The organism is Acidovorax sp. BLS4 (assembly GCF_032929295.1).
Classification (GTDB): Bacteria; Pseudomonadota; Gammaproteobacteria; order Burkholderiales; family Burkholderiaceae_C; genus Paracidovorax.
In genome coordinates, this window is the sequence record NZ_CP136797.1 from 719157 (window position 1) to 737235 (window position 18079).

Annotated in this window: 17 protein-coding genes; 6 read left to right on the top strand and 11 right to left on the bottom strand. The window is 70.3% G+C overall.

Annotation, left to right across the window (positions count from 1 at the left end; translation table 11 throughout):
* Positions 1–27 precede the first annotated feature (27 nt).
* The 6 genes from R1Z03_RS03405 to R1Z03_RS03430 all read left to right on the top strand — a co-directional run bounded on the left by R1Z03_RS03405 (position 28) and on the right by R1Z03_RS03430 (position 5643).
* On the top strand, positions 28–642 hold the full coding sequence (locus R1Z03_RS03405; protein WP_317356887.1) for a LysE family transporter: 615 nt from the start codon (positions 28–30) through the stop codon (positions 640–642).
* A gap of 22 nt (positions 643–664) precedes the next feature.
* Positions 665–1435, top strand: coding sequence for a ParA family protein (locus tag R1Z03_RS03410; RefSeq protein WP_284405563.1), 771 nt, complete (start codon positions 665–667; stop codon positions 1433–1435).
* Between the two features lie 75 nt (positions 1436–1510).
* Complete coding sequence (locus R1Z03_RS03415; protein ID WP_317356890.1) at positions 1511–2047, top strand: alpha/beta fold hydrolase; 537 nt, start codon at positions 1511–1513, stop codon at positions 2045–2047.
* Positions 2047–2562, top strand: a complete 516-nt coding sequence (locus R1Z03_RS03420) for a hypothetical protein (RefSeq protein WP_317356892.1) — start codon at positions 2047–2049, stop codon at positions 2560–2562. Before R1Z03_RS03415 ends, R1Z03_RS03420 begins: the two co-directional genes overlap by 1 nt.
* Before the next feature lie 20 nt (positions 2563–2582).
* Entirely contained in the window at positions 2583–3503 is a 921-nt protein-coding gene (locus tag R1Z03_RS03425) for a ParB/RepB/Spo0J family partition protein (RefSeq protein WP_317356894.1), read from the top strand.
* Between the two features lie 163 nt (positions 3504–3666).
* On the top strand, positions 3667–5643 hold the full coding sequence (locus tag R1Z03_RS03430; protein WP_317356896.1) for a gamma-glutamyl-gamma-aminobutyrate hydrolase family protein: 1977 nt from the start codon (positions 3667–3669) through the stop codon (positions 5641–5643).
* Positions 5644–5661: 18 nt separating this feature from the next.
* Here the strand turns inward: R1Z03_RS03430 and R1Z03_RS03435 are convergent, their stop codons facing one another.
* From R1Z03_RS03435 to R1Z03_RS03485, 11 genes are all read right to left on the bottom strand, one after another.
* Positions 5662–6606 carry a lysylphosphatidylglycerol synthase transmembrane domain-containing protein gene (locus R1Z03_RS03435; RefSeq protein WP_317356898.1) on the bottom strand — a complete coding sequence of 315 codons (945 nt, stop codon included), beginning with the start codon at positions 6604–6606 and terminating at the stop codon, positions 5662–5664.
* Positions 6603–7013, bottom strand: coding sequence for a GtrA family protein (locus R1Z03_RS03440; RefSeq protein ID WP_317356900.1), 411 nt, complete (start codon positions 7011–7013; stop codon positions 6603–6605). The genes R1Z03_RS03435 and R1Z03_RS03440 overlap by 4 nt, the downstream gene beginning before the upstream one ends.
* 7 nt (positions 7014–7020) lie before the next feature.
* Positions 7021–8361, bottom strand: a complete 1341-nt coding sequence (locus tag R1Z03_RS03445; RefSeq protein ID WP_272566269.1) for an NAD(P)/FAD-dependent oxidoreductase — start codon at positions 8359–8361, stop codon at positions 7021–7023.
* The gene (locus tag R1Z03_RS03450; RefSeq protein ID WP_272566268.1) at positions 8361–9299 is read right to left on the bottom strand and encodes an NAD(P)-dependent oxidoreductase; all 939 of its coding nucleotides are present in this window, start codon (positions 9297–9299) and stop codon (positions 8361–8363) included. Before R1Z03_RS03450 ends, R1Z03_RS03445 begins: the two co-directional genes overlap by 1 nt.
* 32 nt (positions 9300–9331) lie before the next feature.
* A complete protein-coding gene (locus R1Z03_RS03455; RefSeq protein ID WP_317356904.1) occupies positions 9332–11041 on the bottom strand; it encodes a hypothetical protein in 1710 nt (569 codons plus the stop codon).
* A gap of 3 nt (positions 11042–11044) precedes the next feature.
* Positions 11045–11821, bottom strand: a complete 777-nt coding sequence (locus R1Z03_RS03460) for an SDR family NAD(P)-dependent oxidoreductase (RefSeq protein WP_317356906.1) — start codon at positions 11819–11821, stop codon at positions 11045–11047.
* Positions 11822–11873: 52 nt separating this feature from the next.
* A complete protein-coding gene (locus R1Z03_RS03465) occupies positions 11874–13187 on the bottom strand; it encodes an FAD-binding oxidoreductase (RefSeq protein ID WP_317356908.1) in 1314 nt (437 codons plus the stop codon).
* Complete coding sequence (locus tag R1Z03_RS03470) at positions 13181–14656, bottom strand: UbiA family prenyltransferase (protein WP_317356910.1); 1476 nt, start codon at positions 14654–14656, stop codon at positions 13181–13183. Before R1Z03_RS03470 ends, R1Z03_RS03465 begins: the two co-directional genes overlap by 7 nt.
* A 184-nt stretch (positions 14657–14840) precedes the next feature.
* On the bottom strand, positions 14841–15866 hold the full coding sequence (locus R1Z03_RS03475; RefSeq protein ID WP_317356912.1) for a YncE family protein: 1026 nt from the start codon (positions 15864–15866) through the stop codon (positions 14841–14843).
* An 81-nt stretch (positions 15867–15947) separates the two neighbouring features.
* On the bottom strand, positions 15948–16877 hold the full coding sequence (locus R1Z03_RS03480; protein ID WP_317356914.1) for a dihydrodipicolinate synthase family protein: 930 nt from the start codon (positions 16875–16877) through the stop codon (positions 15948–15950).
* An 11-nt stretch (positions 16878–16888) separates the two neighbouring features.
* The gene (locus R1Z03_RS03485) at positions 16889–18061 is read right to left on the bottom strand and encodes an L-rhamnonate dehydratase (protein ID WP_317356916.1); all 1173 of its coding nucleotides are present in this window, start codon (positions 18059–18061) and stop codon (positions 16889–16891) included.
* Between the last annotated feature and the right edge of the window lie 18 nt (positions 18062–18079).

Genomic DNA, 18079 nt, shown 5'->3' on the forward strand with positions numbered 1-18079 from the left:
CGCTCCTCCAGTTTTCGGGGGGCTTTCATGTTTGGCGTAGCAGATTACGGCGCGTTCGTCGCAGCCATCGTGTTGTTCCTCGCCATTCCCGGCCCCGGCAACCTGGCGCTCATCACCTCCACCAGCAAGGGCGGCATGCGTGCCGGCCTGGCCGCCACGCTGGGCGTGATGGCCGGCGACCAGGTGCTGATGTGGATGGCGGTGGCGGGCGTCGCCGCGCTGCTGGCCTCGTACCCGGCGGCCTTCCATGCCGTGCAGTGGCTGGGCGCGGCCTACCTGGCGTGGCTGGGCTTCAAGATGCTGACCGCACGACCCGGCGGTCAGCCGGTGCTCCACATCGAGCCCCGGCACTACTTCCAGCAGGCGGCGTGGATCACGCTGCTCAATCCCAAGGCCATCGTGTTCTACATGGCGTTCTTCCCGTTGTTCGTAGACCCGGCGCGCCACCAGGGCCTGCTGACCTTCGGCGCCATGGCGGCCACCATCGCGGTGCTCACCTTCCTGTACGGCCTCGTCGTCGTGCTGCTGACCCACCGCCTGGCCGAGCGCATGCGCGCCAACCCGAAGGTCGCGCGCGGGCTGGAGAAGATCGCCGGCGTCTTCCTCATCGGCTTCGGCATCAAGCTGGCCCTCTCCAAATAATTTCCGCGAAACGAAAGCAGTCATGGCCAAGATTTTTTGCATTGCCAATCAGAAGGGTGGGGTGGGCAAGACCACGACCTCCGTCAACCTGGCCGCGGGGCTGGCCAAGATCGGCCAGCGGGTGCTGATGGTCGACCTGGACCCGCAGGGCAATGCCACCATGGGTTCGGGCGTGGACAAGCGCGCGCTGGAGCTGACGGTGTACGACGTGCTGCTGGAGTCGTCCTCGGTCAAGGAGGCGGCGGTGCTGTCGGAAAAGTGCGGCTACCACGTGCTGGGCGCCAACCGCGAACTGGCCGGCGCTGAGGTCGAACTGGTGGCCCTGGAGCACCGCGAGCGGCGCCTGAAGGCAGCCCTCGCCGAGGTGGACAAGGACTACGACTTCATCCTCATCGACTGCCCGCCGTCCTTGAGCATGCTGACCCTGAACGGCCTGTGCTGCGCCCACGGCGTCATCGTGCCCATGCAGTGCGAGTATTTCGCGCTGGAGGGGCTGACCGACCTGGTCAACACCATCAAGCAGGTGCACGCCAACCTGAACAAGGACCTGCAGATCATCGGCCTGCTGCGCGTGATGTTCGACCCGCGCATCACGCTGCAAAGCCAGGTGAGCGAGCAGCTCAAGGACCACTTCGGCGACAAGGTGTTCAACACGGTGATCCCGCGCAACGTGCGCCTGGCCGAGGCACCGAGCTACGGCCTGCCCGGCGTGGTGTTCGACCCGTCCGCCAAGGGCAGCCAGGCGTTCGTGGACTTCGCCCGCGAGATGGTCAAGCGCGTCAAGCGCATGTAGGCCGCAGCGGGTTTGAGTGCCAGATCGCCCTCATGCCGTCGGATTCATTGCCCTCTTTGCTATCAAAAACATAGTATGAAACCAGACAACGTGCTGCTGCTGCCCGGTTGGCAGAACTCCGGGGAAGACCACTGGCAAAGCCGCTGGGAGCGCCTGCACGGCCACCGGCGCGTGGAGCAGCACGACTGGATGCACCCGCTGCGTGGCGACTGGTCCGCCCGCCTGGAAGAGGTGGTGGTGGACGCCGGCGGCCCCGTGGTGCTGGTGGCGCACAGCCTGGGCTGCATCCTCACCGCCTGGTGGGCGGCGCATTCGAAGAATGCCCACCGGGTGCGCGGCGCGCTGCTGGTGGCCCCCGGCGACGTGGAGCACCCCGACATCGCGCCCCTGCTGCCCGGCTGGGCCCCCATCGCGCGCCAGCCGCTGCCGTTTCCTGCCGTGCTGGTGGGCAGCCGCAACGACCCCTATTGCAGCTTCGAGCGCGTGCAGGGGCTGGGCCACGACTGGGGCGCGCGCTTCGTCGATGCGGGCGCGCTCGGCCACATCAATGCCGAGTCGGGCCTCGGCGACTGGGCGCAAGGCCGCGGCTGGCTGGAGGCCCTGTCGCGGTGATGCGGCGACAGCCCCTGGGCGCCTCGGCCGAGGGGCCGAGGCCTGTGGCTCAGGCCCGTGCCACGCCGCTTTCCTGGATCGCACGGCTCAAGGCGGGCGTGGCGTCCAGCCTGCAGGTGGCCGCGGAGTGCGGCGTGGGCCTGCTGAGCCTGGCCGGGGTTCCGGTCATGGTGTTCACCGGGAAGCTGTTCGCCGCCGCCGTGCTGGCCGTGATCGCGCTCGGGGTGTTCCTGAGGTTCGCGGCGCGGCGGGGAACGCCCGGGTCGGCCGCCACACCGCCTGCACCGCTGTGGCTGTCTGCGGCGGTGGCCCTGCTCACGGCGCTTGAAGTGGCCCTGGCGGTAGAGGCCACGGGCCTGCCGGTTCGTCACGGCCAGCCAGGGTTTTCGCAGGGGAACTGGCTGTGGGTGCTGATGGCGTTCGCAGGGCTTTTCTGGGGCCAGCGGCGCTGGCTGAACCGGCGCCTTGCCCGCCGCCGCGGGTCCGATCCGCACGGCATCCGCCCCCCTTTTTGATTTGTACGAGGAACGACAACATGGTCACCAAGAAACCCAAGGGCCTCGGCCGCGGCCTGGAAGCATTGCTGGGCCCCAAGGTCTCCGAAAAGGGCGATGCCGCCCCGCCGCCGCCCGAAGGCACTCCCACCACGCTGGCCCTGGCCGACATGGTGCCCGGCATGTACCAGCCCCGCACGCGCATGGACGAGGGCGCGCTGTACGAGCTGGCCGAGTCGATCAAGGCGCAGGGCATCATGCAGCCGATCCTGGTGCGCCGGCTGGCGCAGGGCGATCATGCGGGCCGCTACGAGATCATCGCCGGCGAGCGGCGCTTTCGGGCCGCGCGGCTGGCGGGCCTGGCCGAGGTGCCGGTGCTGGTGCGCGACGTGCCCGACGAGTCGGCCGCCGCCATGGCCCTCATCGAGAACATCCAGCGCGAGGACCTGAACCCGCTCGAAGAGGCGCAGGGCCTGTCGCGCCTGGTCAAGGAATTCGGTCTCACGCACGAGCAGGCCGCGCAGGCCGTGGGCCGCTCGCGCAGCGCCGCCAGCAACCTGCTGCGCCTGCTGAACCTGGCCGACCCGGTGCAGACGATGCTGATGGCCGGCGACATCGACATGGGCCATGCGCGCGCGCTGCTGTCGCTGGACCGGGCGGCGCAGATCACGGCGGGCAACCAGATCGCGGCCAAGAAGCTGTCGGTGCGCGAGGCCGAAGCCCTGGTCAAGAAGATCGGCGCCGAGTTCAGCCTGGTGCCCCAAAAGCCCAAGAAGGACGCCAAGTCGCGCGACCTCAAGCGGGTGGAGGAGGAACTGTCCGACCTGCTCATGGCCGAGGTCGAGGTGCGGGTCAAAAAGCGCGTCAAGCGTGGCAGCCGCACCGAGGAGATGGGCGAGCTGGCGATCCAGTTCGGCTCGATCGAGGCGCTCAACGGCCTGATCGAGCGCCTGCGGGGCTGACGCTCTCCCTGCCGCCCGGCACCAGCGCATTGCGTTGGTCGATATGCGAAATCCGCGCTTTGCGCGGGCGCGATCCCTGTTCAGAATCGGCGCCCCGTCGGCATGGCTCCACTGGTGGCGTTGGGCCGCGCAGGGAGGCCGGCGGACAGGGAGGTGCATACCAATGAAAGTGACAGTGAACGCTGCCGAGGTGAAACACCGGCAGCCCGAATCCACCGGGGCCGATGGCGCCCCGGCCATCGGCAAAAGCGGGCCCGCTGCGGCGGGGCCCTCGGGCCATCCGGACCTGGCGGCCAGGCAACCCCGTTCCCCGGGCGCCGAGGCCGTGCGATCGCGCGTGCCGCTGTCGGCGCTGCCGACCGGCGCGGGCCCGTCCGTACCGCCAAAGGCCCCGCTCGCCGTGGGCACGGCGGACACCGCCTTGCTGCACCGGCTCCTGCAGGCCGTGGCCGATGCACCGGCGGGCGCCTTGGATGCGGCCGGCCGCAGCAAGCCGTCGCTCGCGGCCGCATTGGCCGCCGCGGGCCATTCCCACGTGTTGGAAGGCGTGCAGTGGGCCGAGGGTGATCCGGCCCTGCGGGGGTGGGATCTCTCGGGCGTGGATTTCAAGCGCTGCCAGTTCGATGCCAGCTCCCTGGCCGACACGCACATCGAAGGCAGCCGGTTCGAAAGCTGCCGGTTCGAAAGCGTTTCATTGGCGGGCGCCTCGCTGCGCAACACCGCTTTCAAGCGCTGCGAATTCAAGGAGACGATGTTCCTGCACGCGGAACTGAGCGGCGTTCGCTTCGAAGACAGCGAGCTGCACCTCTGCAGTTTCGAGGATGCGCAACTGACGGGCGATTGCGTGTTCACGGGCGTGAAGATGCCCGGCACGCACTTCCTCAGCACCTCGGTGGCCGAGGGGACGCGGATCGAAGCGTCCGCCACCCAAGGACCGTCCGTCCTGACCGACACCTTGTTCCTGGGCACGAAGGGGCGCTTCACCATCGACGCGGTGTCCGACGCGACCGTCGGCCTCACCCGGCCCACCACGGCCACGCTGGTCTCCCATGACTCGCGGGGCATCACCGTCCCGCGCGTGGTTGCCAAGCTCGAGGCGGTGGCGGGCACCTTGCCTCTGCGGGTCGAGATGCGGGCCGCCTCGCTGCAGGCGAAGGCGGTGGATGCGGAGGTCGAGGCGCACCTCGAACATCTGGCCTCGCAGCCGGGCAGCGACCAATCCTTGCCGCAGCGCCTCGTGATCGATGCCCTGGCGAACCCCGAAGCCCTGCCGAAGATCGCGCAGATCCTGGCCAAGGCCGAGATCCTGGCCCGGCACGTGGACTCCGTCGTGCTGCCTGGCGGCGAAGATATTTCGCCCCGCCTGTACAACCAGCAGCCCGAGCCGCAGACGGACTGGAAGGGCGACTACCGCCGGTCCGTGCTCGAAATGGGTCTGCTACACCAGTGCTTTCACCGCGGCGTGCCCTTGATGGCGATCTGCCGGGGCTTTCAGATGACCAATGTATTTTTCGGCGCGGCGCTGCAGCAGCACGTGGGGCACCAGGTCGGCGTCCGCACGCTCGGCAACGACCAGGGCGAAGAAGCCGGGCAGGCGCGGGCCACCGAGGTCGCGGAGAACGGCGTCGGCGTCTTCGGCACAGCGCTGCAAGGCATCCGCGCGGCCGTCTATCACCACCAGGCCGTGATCGACCCACCGGAGGGCCGGCCGCACCTGAGCACCTCGCTGCGCCGGACCATTCCCTCGGAAGGGGGCGAGACCGCCTGGCGGGCCATCATGGCGGTCGAATCGTCCCAGCCGCGCGCGCCGCTGATCGGCTTGCAGTTCCACCCCGAGTTCTTCGACGGATCGACGGCCCGGGGCGGCGAGGCCCGGCCGTTGTCCAACACGGAACTGGAGCAACTGGGGGCGGGCTATACGCGGCCTGGAGCGCAGACGTCGGGCTTGCAGAACCCGGCCGACCTGATCGCCAGCGGCATCCTGGACCACATGTCGCCTGGCAACGATGCGCTGTGGAAGATCCTGTCGGACGCGGCGACCGCGCACCGCCACAAGGCCGCCATCACGGCCGAGGCGCTGGCGGAGGGCCGGGCGAAGCTGCGGCCCGCGGAGCCGGCAGTGGAGCCGGCCATTGGCTGACGCGCTGCGCCAGCGCGCTCACCTGCCGGCTTCGCCCGGCGCGCGCCGGCGCTCCAGCACCCCGATGGCCACGAAGCCGCACAGCACGGCGAACCACAGCGTGGCCACGCGGATGCCCACGGCCGCCAGCGTGGCCAGGCCCAGCGGCACGGCGTGCAGCGCCAGCAGGGCGACCAGGGTGGCCTCGGTGGTGCCGATGCCGGCTGGCAGCATGGACGCTGCGCCGGCCAGCATGGCGGTGGGGTACAGGGAGGCGGCATCGCGCCAGGGCAGGCCGATGCCCAGCCCGTGCAGCAGCCAGGCGAACGACAGCGCCACCAGGCCCCATGCGGCCAGGCCCAGGCCCAGCGAAAGCCCCCAATCCAGCGGGTGCAGCCACGCCCTGCAGCCGGCCAATCCCAGCGCCAGGGCCCGCACCGCACGCGACAGTCGCGGCCAGCCGCGGCGGCGCAGCCGGGCGGCACCGCGCAGCAGCCATGCGGGCCGTGCCGCCACCAGCACGACGGCGCCGATCATGCCCGCCACGAATGCCACCAGCACCGCGAACAGCGGCAGGGCGGGGATGGCCAGCGCCGCCAGCAGCACCACGCACAGCAGGTCGAACGCACGCTCGTACACGAAAGCCGAGACGGTGCGCGCCGCCGGCACGCCGGCGCGAGCGAAGTAGCGCACGCGCACCAGCTCGCCCACCTTGCCGGGGGTCGCAGTGAAGGCGAAGCCCGAAAGGTAGGCCAGAAATCCCGCACCCCAGGGCACGGCGTGCCCCGCGCGGGCCAGCAGCCAGCGCCAGCGCAGGTAGCGCAGCAGGTAGGAGGCGAAGGCGATCGCCGCCATCGAGGGCATCCAGGCGAGCACCTGCGGCAGTTGCGCGAAGACCTGGTTGCGCGCGTCGGCCCACACCAGGGCGGCCACGTAGGCCGCCGTGCAGGCCCCGGCCGCGGCGACGGCGTGGCCGGGCTTCATGCGCGGTCGGCGAAGGACCAGCGCTTGTGGCCCAGGTAGCTCGTGAACACCGGCACGGCCACGCCCACGGCATGGGCGATCTCGGGCACGAAGGCGGTCACGCCCAGGGCGGGCAGCACCTGGCGCGCCAGCAGCAGGCTCACGGCCCAGGTCTGCGCCACCGCCAAGAGGTTCACCAGCACGAAGAACGCGGCGGACTTGCGCACCGACTGCTGGCTGCCCTGGAACACGAAGGCGCGCGCCAGCAGGAAGGCCGTGACCATGCCCACGCCGTAGGCCAGCACCACGGCGTAGGAAAACGGCATCCACTGGTTGAGCACGATGCGCGCGATGAAGTTGGCGAGCGCGGCCAGGCCGCCGGTCACCAGGAAGGCCACGAACTGCCGGGAGCGGAACTGCGCGAGCATGCGGGGCCTAGACGGGTGCCGCGGCCGCCTGCGCGGCCATCTGGCGCCCGAAGCCGATGCTCTCGGAGATGCCGCGGTCCTCGGGGTAGTAGTAGGACGTGTCGGCCACCCACAGGCCGCGCACGGGCAGCTGCACGGGCGGCAGGCTGTCCAGGTAGTTGGGCGGGCAGATGGGCTGGGCATAGCGGTAGCGGCTGGCGCGCAGGGCCAGGAAGTCGCTGTCCTGCAGCTTCGGGTTGATGGCCTTCAGGTAGCGGCGCACCTTGTCGAGGAAGGCCGCGTCGGGCTCGGCGAACTTGGGGTGCTCGCCGGGCATGTAGAACGGCACATACACCACCGACTCCGCCAGCGGGCGCAGGTTGCTGTATTCGACCAGGCCGGGAATGTCCATGTCCGGATCGTTCACGTTGAGCCAGAAGTTCTCGGTCAGCGGCTGGCGCAGCTTGGCGATCACGCAGACCACGGCGATGTTCTGCAGCGCGCCGTACTGCGCCAGCAGCGCGGGCGGGAGGTCGGGCATGGTGCGCGGCACGTAGGGCAGGGGAATGGTGCTCACCACCTTGTCGAAGGCCTCGAAGCCCTGGGCGGTCTCCACGCCCTGCACGCGCGTAGCGTCCATGCGCACGCGGGTGACGGGCGTGGACAGGCGGATCTCGCCGCCGTGGCGCTGGATGTCGGCCACCATGCCGTCCAGCAGCGTGGCCGAGCCGCCGTCGAGGTGGCCGAGCTTTTCGCGCATCAGGCTGTAGCGCGAGCGGCCGATGCGGCGGATGCGGCTCCAGATCCACGCGGCGGACAGGTTGCCGGCGTGGTCGTAGAACTTGTAGTCGAACAGGCGCCGCCACAGCACCTCGTAGGCCTCCTTGCCCACCCAGCGGCGGATCCAGCCCGTGGCCTCTTCGCCGTCGAGCGGCTTCCAGTCGGTGCGCTTCGTGGACAGGAAGGCGTGCAGGCCGTAGCGGAACTTGGCGACCAGGCCCAGACCCTGAAAGCGCAGCAGCGCCACCGGGTTGCCCCAGGGCTGCAGGCGCTTTTGGAACCAGTAGCCCATCCGCGTGGCGCGCCAGCGCATCCGGTCCGAAAGCCCCAGCTCGTCGAGCATCTGCAGGAAGGCGTGGTCGGAGGTGCAGTGGAAGTGGTAGTAGCGCTCGATGGGCAGGCCGTCGAAGTCGAACATCGCGGTCATGCCGCCCACGCGGTCGTCGGCCTCGAAGATCACGGGCCGGTGGCCGTCGCGCGCGAGCTGGTAGGCCACGGCCAGGCCCATGGGGCCGGCGCCCAGCACGGCGATGCGTTGGCCCGGCGCGGCGGCCGTGGATGCGGAAGGAGAGGGGGTCTGCGCGCTCATCAGAACTCCAGCACCACGCGGCTGTATTCCGGGTGGTTGAAGGTTTCGTGGATGGCCTCGGCGAAGGGCGTGGCGCGCACGCCGAAGATGCCGGGCCAGTCGATCACCTCGAACTCGTCGTGGGCCACCAGCGCCTTGAGCTGGTCGGCGGTGAACGGCGGGTCCTTGTCGAACAGCGCCCACACCTTGAGCAGCAGGTAGAAAAGGCCGTAGGGGATCTTCACGATCCAGGCGCCCGCGCCCGTGGCGGCCTTGATCTGGCGAATGATGTCGATGTAGTCCACCTTCTCCAGCCCCGTGATGTTGAACACGCCGCCCACGCGGCGCTCCTCGATGCAGCGCACGATGATGCGGCAGAAGTCCGCCGCGTACAGCGGCTGGCGCATGTAGCGGCCGCTGCCCGGAATGGGGAACACCGGCACCTTGCGCATGAAGCGCGACAGCCAGCCCAGGTGCTTGCGGTCGAACCAGCCGAACATCAGCGTGGGCCGCAGCACCACGCAGGGAATGCCGCTGTCCAGCACCATCTTTTCCTGCGCGCGCTTGGTCTCGGTGTAGTGGTCCTGGGCGACCGACTCGACCACCGAGGAGCTGATGTGCACGGTCTGCGGGATGCGGTGGCGCTGGATCAGATCGAGGATGCGGCCGGTGGAGGTGAGGTTGTTGCGCACGAACGGGTCGGCCTGCGGCGCGCCGATCTGCGCCTGCAGCATGACCACCACGTCCGCGCCCTCGAAGTGGCGCTCCCACGCGCCGGGCTCGGCCAGGTCGGCGTCCTCGGCCACGATGTCGGGGTGCACCTGGCGCAGGATGGCGAGGTTGCTCGCGTGCTTGTCCAGCACGACGAGGTTGTGGTAGCCGTGCAGCTTCAGGTGGGCCACGAGGTTCTGGCCCACGAGGCCGGCGCCTCCCGGCAGGATGATTTTGGCGTTCTTCATGGTGTTGGTTTTTCTCGGCGGGTTCGGGGCGCTCACTGCGGCGCCGGTATCTGCAGGGCCACCGAGCAGTCGGTGCCGGGTGCGGTCAGGGTCACGGCGGTGGGCAGCGCCTCGGGCGCGGCCTGCAGGTAGGCGGTGAAGGTCAGGTAGCGTGCGGGCGCATGGGGGCCGCCCGGCGCGCTCAGCTTGCGCCAGCGGTGGGGCACGCCCAGGCCCACCACGGTGCCATCGGGCGCGACGAGGCGCATCGATGGCGGCGGCGCATCGCCTTCGGAGGGCAGCAGCGCGCCGCTCACCGAGACGAAGCGCGGATCGCCCTGCACGCGCTGCACCCAGTCCACGAAGGCCGTGCAGCGGGCGGGCGGCACGTCGGTGTGCGAGCCCAGGGCCGTGGCTGCGTCGGCGAGCGGCGGCCGACCGAAGATCGAGTGGCCCTGCTGGCGGGCCTTGGCGACGATGCGCTCGCCCAGGGCCCGGTCCCAGATCAGCATGCCGATGCGCCGCTCGTCGTGCACGCCCATCGCCAGCGCGAGCGCGCCGGTCATGCGCAGGTGCGCGACATCGCTGCGCCGGGTCTCGCGCAGCTGCACCGACAGCATCTGCGCCAGCACCGCCACCAGCAGCACGGCGGCACCGGCGCGCGCGAGGCCGCGCAGGGCCAGCACGCGCGGGGCGTACAGCACGCCCAGGGCGGCCCAGGCCATCATCGTGGGCGTGGTGTAGCGGCTGGCCAGCGAGCCCTCCATGCTGAACTGCAGCCGGCCGCTGGCGGTGGCGAAGGCGATGCCCGCCACGAAGGCCACGAAGGTGAGCAGTGACAGCTCCAGCGCGTGCGTGCGCGGGGCGCGCAGCGCGGGCACCAGGCGGGCCAGCGCCAGCACGGTGAACAGCACGCCGAAGGCCTGGCTGATCCACATCGTCTCCATCTTGCGCGCCAGGTGCTGGAACGGGCTGCCCAGGTACTGCAGCGTGTACTGCAGCAGGCCCAGCGGCCGGCTCTGCAGCATGGCCAGCAGGCCGGGCCGGGGCGTCGGCGCGGCGAAGTCCGCCATGTACACGCCGATGCCCGCGGCGCCCAGCAGCGCCAGCAGCGCCACGCGGCGCCAGCCCATGCGCGCCACGGCGGCGTAGAGCGCCATCATGGGCAGCGCCATGATGCCGTTGGCCATGGTGCCGATGCTCAGCACGCCCAGTGCGCAGCCGCCGGCGAACCAGCCCACGTCCTGCGGCGCCTGCGTGGCGCGGTACAGGCAGTACAGCCCGGCCAGCGGCAGCCACTGGGCCAGGAAGAACTGGCTCTGGAATGCCCAGGTGAGGTTTTCCTGCTGCACCCACGACAGCAGCCAGACGGACAGCAGCGCCAGCGCCGCCACCGACGCCGTGCGGGTCATCGGCCCCAGGCGCGCCTTCAGGAAGGCCCAGAAGGTGGCGATGCTGCCCGCCACCAGCAGGTAGTTGACCGCGATCAGGAAGGCCTGCGTGCCACCGAACCAGCGGTATTCCATCCAGAACAGGGCCTTGGACAGCACGAGGCGGTGCTCGTTGAAGAGCCGCCACCAGGCCTGCCAGCCGGCGCCATCGCGCACATCGGCATAGAACTCCAGTGCGCCCCACATGTCCCAGATCGGCACGGACGTGAAGGTGCGCCAGGCCGCCACGGCCGTCGCCAGGGCAAAGAGCGTGGCATAGCCCGCAAGGGCCACCGCCGCCCAGAGGCGGCGGCGTTCAGGGGTCCACGGCATGGCTCAGATGTCCATCTTGTGGAAGACCGCGCGCGGCAGGTTGCGGATCACGGCCATGATGAGCGCCCATTTCGCCGGGGCATACACCACGGGCGTGCCGCGGGCCATGCCGCGCACCACGGCCTGGGCCACCTGCTCCACACTGGCGAGCTTGGCGCCGCGCGCCTTGAGGTGCGCCGTCATCGGCGTGTCGGTGGGGCCCGGCTTGATGAGCACCACCTTCACGCCCGAGCCCGCCAGGCGGTGCTGCAGGCCTTCGGCATAGCGCTCCACCAGGCCCTTGGCGGCGCCGTACACGTAGTTGGATTTGCGGCCGCGGTCGCCGGCCACCGAACCGATGATGCCGATCGTGCCCCGCCCCGCCACCTGCATCGCGCCGGCGAACGCCTCCGCGCACAGCGCGGGCGACAGGCCGTTGACGGCCATGGCCTGCTCGGCGCTGGCCAGATCGCCCTGGCACCGGGCCTGGTCGGGCAGGCTGCCGTGGGCGATGAGCACGGTGTCCGGCACGCCCTGCGCCACCAGGTGCTGCACCAGCGCGGCGATGGAGGCCGCCTGCGTCACGTCGCCGGCCATCACGTCGATGCGGGCCTGGGACTGGCGCACCTGCAGGTCGTCGGCCACGCCCTGCAGACGGGCCGCGTCGCGCCCCACGAGCACCACGCGGCCGATGCCGCCGGCCTGCAGCCATTGGCGCGCGCAGTGCTGCGCGATCAGCGACGTGGCACCGACGATCACGAGGGTCTGTGGTGCGCCGCGGTCGTTGTGGTTGTTTTGCATGTTGGCGGTGACTTCGTTCGTTCTTGTGTGGTCTTGGGGAAAAAGCCGCAGGTCAGTCGCCCATCAGGCGCTGCGACATCGCGGACCGGATGTTCGGGTCGCGGTACGGAAGGAATTGGGCGAGCTTCGGGTAGCCGGCCTCGAACAGGGCGCGCGGCATGCGCGCGTCCTTGGCGGGGTACAGGCGCCCGCCGGCCTCGGCCACGACGGCATCGAGCCGGTCGAACAGCCGCAGCGTGCGCTCGCCGAGGTTGGGAAAGTCGAGCGCCAGCGTGACGCCCGGCTGCGGAAAGCTCAGCAGGCCCACCGATTCGCGGTCGCCGAAGGTCTTGAGCACGCCCAGAAAGCTGCCCTGGCCCGACGCGGTGATCTCGCGCAGCAGGGCGCCCACGGCATCGGGGCCGTGCGGGCGGGGCACCACGCACTGGTACTGGTAGAAGCCCCGGCGGCCATAGATGCGGTTCCATTCCTGCAGGTTGTCCAGCGGGTAGGAGAACGGTTCGTAGTGCTGCAGCGCGCGGCCGGCGCGGCGGCGGTTCAGGTGGTAGTACGCCGCGTTGAAAGGGCGCAGGCTCAGGCGGTTGACGAGCGAGACGGGCGGCGCGAACGGCACGGTGCGCTGGCGGTCCTTCGGGGCGGGGCCGTGCTGGGATTCGGGCGCGGCGGCATTGGCGCGCAGGAAGATGCCGCGCGTGCCGCCGGCCCGGGCGCCCGAGAGGCAGTCGATCCACGAGACGGTGTGTTCCCAGCCCGCCTCGGAGGCATCGGCCAGGGCGAAGAACTCGCCCAGCGACCCGTAGGGCAGGGTCTCGGTGTCCAGCCACGCGCCGGGCACCCGCCGCAGCCGCAGCGTGGCCTGGGTGACCACGCCGGTCAGGCCCAGGCCGCCCACCGTGGCGGCGAACCAGTCGGGGTGCAACTGGGGGCCGCAGCGGATCGACAGCCCGTCGGTGCGCAGCAGCCGCAGTTCCTGCACATGGTCGCCGAAGGAGCCCTGCACATGGTGGTTCTTGCCGTGCACGTCGTTGGCGATGGCGCCGCCCACGGTGGCCAATTGGGTGCCCGGGGTCACGGGCAGCATCCAGCCGCGCGGCACGAAGGTGCGCTGGATGTCGCGCAGCAGCATGCCGGCCTCGCAGGTCAGGTCGCCGGTGGCTTCGTCCCAGGCGATGAAGCGGTCCAGCCCGCGCAGCGACCACAGCGCGCCGCCGGGGTTCAGGCACACGTCGCCGTAGCTGCGGCCCATGCCGAACGCCAGCCCGTACTGGCCGGGCTCGCGTGGCAGGTGCGCCAGCGGCCGTTCGGCCAGGATGCGCAGATCGTGGTCGTCGGCGCTCAGGCTGCCCCAGGAGCGCACGGCTACCACGGCAGTCCCAGGGCGGCGGCGACCATCGCCAGGCTGAACAGCGCGCCCGCGGCCAGGCTGGCGCGGTCCTTGAAGGCGAAGACCAGCGGGTCGTCATGCATCTGCCCGCGCACCGCGCGCAGCCACATCCAGCTCACCCAGAACACCATCACGGGCACGGCGGCCCAGATCATCTCCGGCGCGCGGTACATCAGCAGCACCGATTCGCTGTTGAGGTACAGCGCCAGCACCACCACGGCCGTGTAGCCGGCGGCGATGCCCAGGTTCTGCACGATGGGTGCGTCCGAGGTGAGGTAGCCGCGCCCGTGCGCCTGCGTCTTGCCCGCGGCCTGCTGCACCATCAGCTCGGCATAGCGCTTGACGAAGGCCAGCGACAGGAAGAGAAAGCCCGAGAACGCCAGCAGCCAGAACGACAGCGGCTGCGTGATGGCGTAGGCGCCCGCCACGATGCGCAGCGTGTAGAGCACCGCCAGCGCGATGCAATCGACCAGCACCCAGCGCTTGAGCGCCAGCGAATACGCCCAGGTGATGGCGAAGTACCCTAGCAGCCAGCCGAAGAACCCCTGGCCTACCTGCCAGGCCAGCGCGAAGCTCGCCGCCGTGAGCACCGGGACCAGGGCCACGCCCTGCCAGGCGGCCAGCGCTCCCGAGGCGAAGGGCCGCAGGCGCTTGCGCGGGTGCCGGCGGTCGCTCTCCAGATCGAGCAGGTCGTTGGCCACGTAGACCGACGAGGCGCACAGGCTGAAGGCCAGGAAGGCCACCAGCAGGAGGCCCCAGGCCTCGCCGTCGGCCACGCGGTGGGCGGCCACCAGCGGCACGAACAGCAGCAGGTTCTTGAGCCACTGGTGCAGCCGCAGGGCCTTGCGCCAGGGCTTGAGGCCCGCGGGCTCGCGGGGAAAGCGTTCGGCCACGTTGCCGTGCGCCTCGGCCCGCCGGGTGACGGCGCCCGAGGCATTGACCACGATGGCCGAGCGCGCGGCCTGCCACACCGGCACGTCCGCCTGCGAGTTGCCGGCGTAGTCGAAGCCGCGCTCGCCAAAGGCCTGCACCAGCGCGGCGGCCTTGGCCCGCCCGGCGAGGTTGGTGGCGCCATCGCTGGCCATCACCTGGTCGAAGCACCCCAGGTGGGCGGCGATGGCCTGCGCCACCGAGCGGTCGGAGGCCGTGCACAGCACGGTGCGCCGCCCGGCCGCGTGCTGGTTGCGCAGCCACTGCACGAACGGCACGTTGTAGGGCAGCGTGGCCACGTCCATCTGCACCCGCTGCCCGATCTCCTGCTTGAGCGCCGCCTTGCCCCGCGCCAGCCACACGGGCAGGGCCAGCGCGCGCCACGGCCCGTCCCGCAGCAGCTGCAGCGACGATTCGTGCAGCATGTCCGTCAGGATGAGCGTGCCGTCCAGGTCCACCACCAGGGGCGGTTCCGAGGACGGGCCCGGGGTGGGCAGGGACGAATCGAGGGGCGGGCGCAAAAGGAACCTTTGGTGGGATGGCGTGATGGGGAGGCGCGGCGCATTGGTAACGCTCTGTGCGCAATGGCAACAGGACATTGTAAAAGCCGCCATCCACGCCGCCGCCACCGCCGCCCCGGCGTTACACCCTGCCCGCACGGGTGTGGCGAAGATGCCGCAGCCCGCCCACCACCCCCCGCCGCGCTCAGCCCTGCAGCGTGTACGACACGTCCGGTTCGCGCTGCGTGGCGATGAAGCGCTCGAACCGGCGCGATTCCAGGTGGAAGACCCCGACCCGGTCGTTGTCCTGGCTCACGAAGGCCCAGGGCCGGGTGGGATGCAGGCTGACCGCGATGGGGCGCGCGTCCATGGGAATGTGGGCCTGCTCGGCGAGCGTCGCCGGGTCCACGATGGACAGGCTGCGGTCCCCATAGTGGGACACCAGCAGCCGGCCGTCGCGGCAGCGGTAGATGCGCGTGGGGTCGTTGCGCGCGGGCGCGCTGCGCACGACCTTCATGGTGGCCGTGTCGATGGCGCACAGCGTGTTGCTCCAGCGGCAGGTGACGTACAGCGTGCGCTCGTCCGCGCTGAGCGCATTGCCCTCGGGCTTGTCGCCGGGCACGCAGGCCACGGGCGCGAACGCGGCGTCGTGCGGCCTGAACTGCGTCACCGAGTGCGTGAGCAGGTTCATCGCGTAGGCCGTCTGGCCGTCCCGGGTGAGCGCGAACAGGTGGCTCTTGATGCCGCCCACCGGCACCGCGCGCCGCACGGCGGTGTCGGTCTCGGGCCGGTCCAGCACGGCCAGCTGCGCGCGGTCCTCGCTCAGCACGTAGAGGCGGCCCGACTGGTCCATCTGGATGCCGTGCAGGCGGTTGAAGGGCGCCAGGTCGATGGTGCGCGCCAGCGTGCGCGTGGCCAGGTCGATCTGCAGCACGCTGGTGCCGCCCGGGCCCGGGTGCCCCGAGGTCTCCACGCCGTAGTGGCCCACGTAGGCGTAGCGCTGCGCGGCGTCCACCACGAATTCGTGCGGAAACGGGGGCAGGGCGATCGTGTGCAGCCGCTCGCCGCTGGCGATGTCGTAGTGGCTGATGCAGTGGCTCGATTTCTCGATCAGCAGCAGCACCTCGCGCGGCGCGCGCCCCGCCGGGGCCTGGGCGAGGACCGTGGCCGGCCCCAGGGTGGATGCGGCCAGCGAAAGGCCGGCGGTCTTCAGAAGCTCCCGACGTTGCATGGTGGTGGTCTCCCTTGGTGTGGATCGAACAGCGCCCTGGCGGTCGCGCGGCGGGCGCATCGCCGCTTTTTTTCGCGCGCTTCAGCGCCCCCAGCGCAGCACCAGCGGATCGAGCCGCCGTGCGATGCCGATGAGCTGGCGGCGCACCTCGGGGTGCATCGGCGGCCAGGGCGCGCGCGGCGCCTCGCAGGCGATCACGCCGCCTTCCTTCATGAGCGCCTTGGCGGCCAGGAAGCCCGCCTGGCGGTTCTCGTGGTTGATGAGCGGCAGCCAGCGCTGGTAGTGGGCGAAGGCCGCGTCCGCATCGCCCTGGCGGTGCGCCTCCAGGATGGGGCGGATGCCGTCGGCAAAGCCCGCGCCGGTCATGGCGCCGGTGGCGCCGGCCTCCAGGTCGGCCAGCAGGGTGATGGCTTCCTCGCCGTCCCACGGGCCTTCGATGGCCTCGCCGCCCAGGGCGATCAGCTCGCGCAGCTTCGTGGCGGCGCCGGCCGTCTCCATCTTGAAGTAGCACACCTGCTCGATCGTCGTCGCCATGTCGGCCAGGAAGGCGGGCGACAGCGGCGTGCCGGCCGCCGGTGCGTCCTGGACCATGATGGGAATGCCGATGGCGTCCGACACGCCCTGGTAGAAGGCGCGCACCGGCGCCTCGCCGAAGCGGAAGGTGGCGCCGTGGTAGGGCGGCATGACCATGACCATCGCCGCGCCCATGTCCTGCGCGCGGCGGCTGCGGGCGGCGCAGACGGCGGTGCTGGTGTGCGTGGTGGTGACGATCACCGGCACGCGGCCGGCCACGTGTTCCAGCGCTGTGCGCGTCAGCACCTCGCGTTCGTCGTCCGACAGCAGGAACTGCTCGGAGAAGTTGGCCAGGATGCACAGGCCGTCCACGCCCGAGTCGATCATGAAGTCCAGGCAGCGCCTCTGGCTGGCCAGGTCCAGCGTGCCGTCTTCGTGGAACGGGGTGGGCGCGACGGGGAAGATGCCGCGGTAGCGGGGGTTGGAGAGACTGGCCATGGGACGCCGCCTTACTCGATGATGTCGAACTGGTCGATGTACTCGGTCTTGAGCGAAAGGCCCAGGCCCGGCACATCGTCCTGGAGCTGCAGGAAGCCGTTCTCCGCGACGGGCTCGCCGTCGAAGAGGTACCAGAACAGCTCGTTGCCCACCTCCACGTCGAAGATGGGAAAGTACTCCGCCATGGGCGAGGCCAGCGTGCTCATCGTCAGGTGGTAGTTGTGCATCTGGCCCGCGTGCGGAATCACCGGCACGGAATGCGCTTCGCACAGCGCGTTGATCTTGTGCGCGGCGGTGATGCCGCCCACCCGGTTGGTGTCGTACTGCACGACGCTCACGGCCTTTTTGTCCAGCAGCTGCTTGAAGCCGTACAGGCCGAACTCGTGCTCGCCGCCCGAGATGGGGATGATGTTCATCGCGTTCAGTTCGGCATAGCCATCGATGTCGTCGGCGATCACGGGTTCCTCCAGCCAGCGCGGCTCGAATTTCGCGAGCTTGGGCAGCATGCGCTTGGCGTATTCGAGGTTCCAGCCCATGTAGCACTCGAGCATCAGGTCGGTGTTGTAGCCGATGACTTCGCGGATGGCTTCGACCGACTTCAGGTTCTCCTGCACGCCGTGCTGCAGGTGCGCGGGGCCGTAGCCGAAACGCATCTTGAAGGCCTTGAAGCCCTGGTCGAGGAAGGTTTGCGCCTCGTCCTGCATCGCCTTCAGGTCGGTGCGGTAGAGCTTGCTGTAGTAGCAGGGGATCTTCTCCTTGGTGCGGCCGCCCAGCAGCTTGAACACGGGCTTGTCCACGCTCTTGCCCAGGATGTCCCAGATGGCCAGGTCCACCGCCGAGATGGCGGCCATGGCCACGCCCTTGCGGCCCCAGGCGTGCGTGCTGCGGTACATGCGCTGCCACAGGTACTCGTAGTCCCACGGGTCGTGCCCGATGACCAGGGGCGCGAGGTACTCGTCGATGATGGCCTTGGCGATCTTCGGCGCCAGCGCCACGTTGCCGAGGCCCACGATCCCGTCGTCGGTCTCGATCTCGACCACCGTCCACGAATGGAAACGGAAGGTGCTCATGCTTTCGGCCGGCGAATACAGCAGGTCCATGGCGTTGGAGCAGAAGTGGCCCTGCGGCGGCACGGTCTGGCCCTTCCACTGGAATACACGGGCGCGGACGGATTGGATTTTCATGGTGGAGTCTCTGAACGG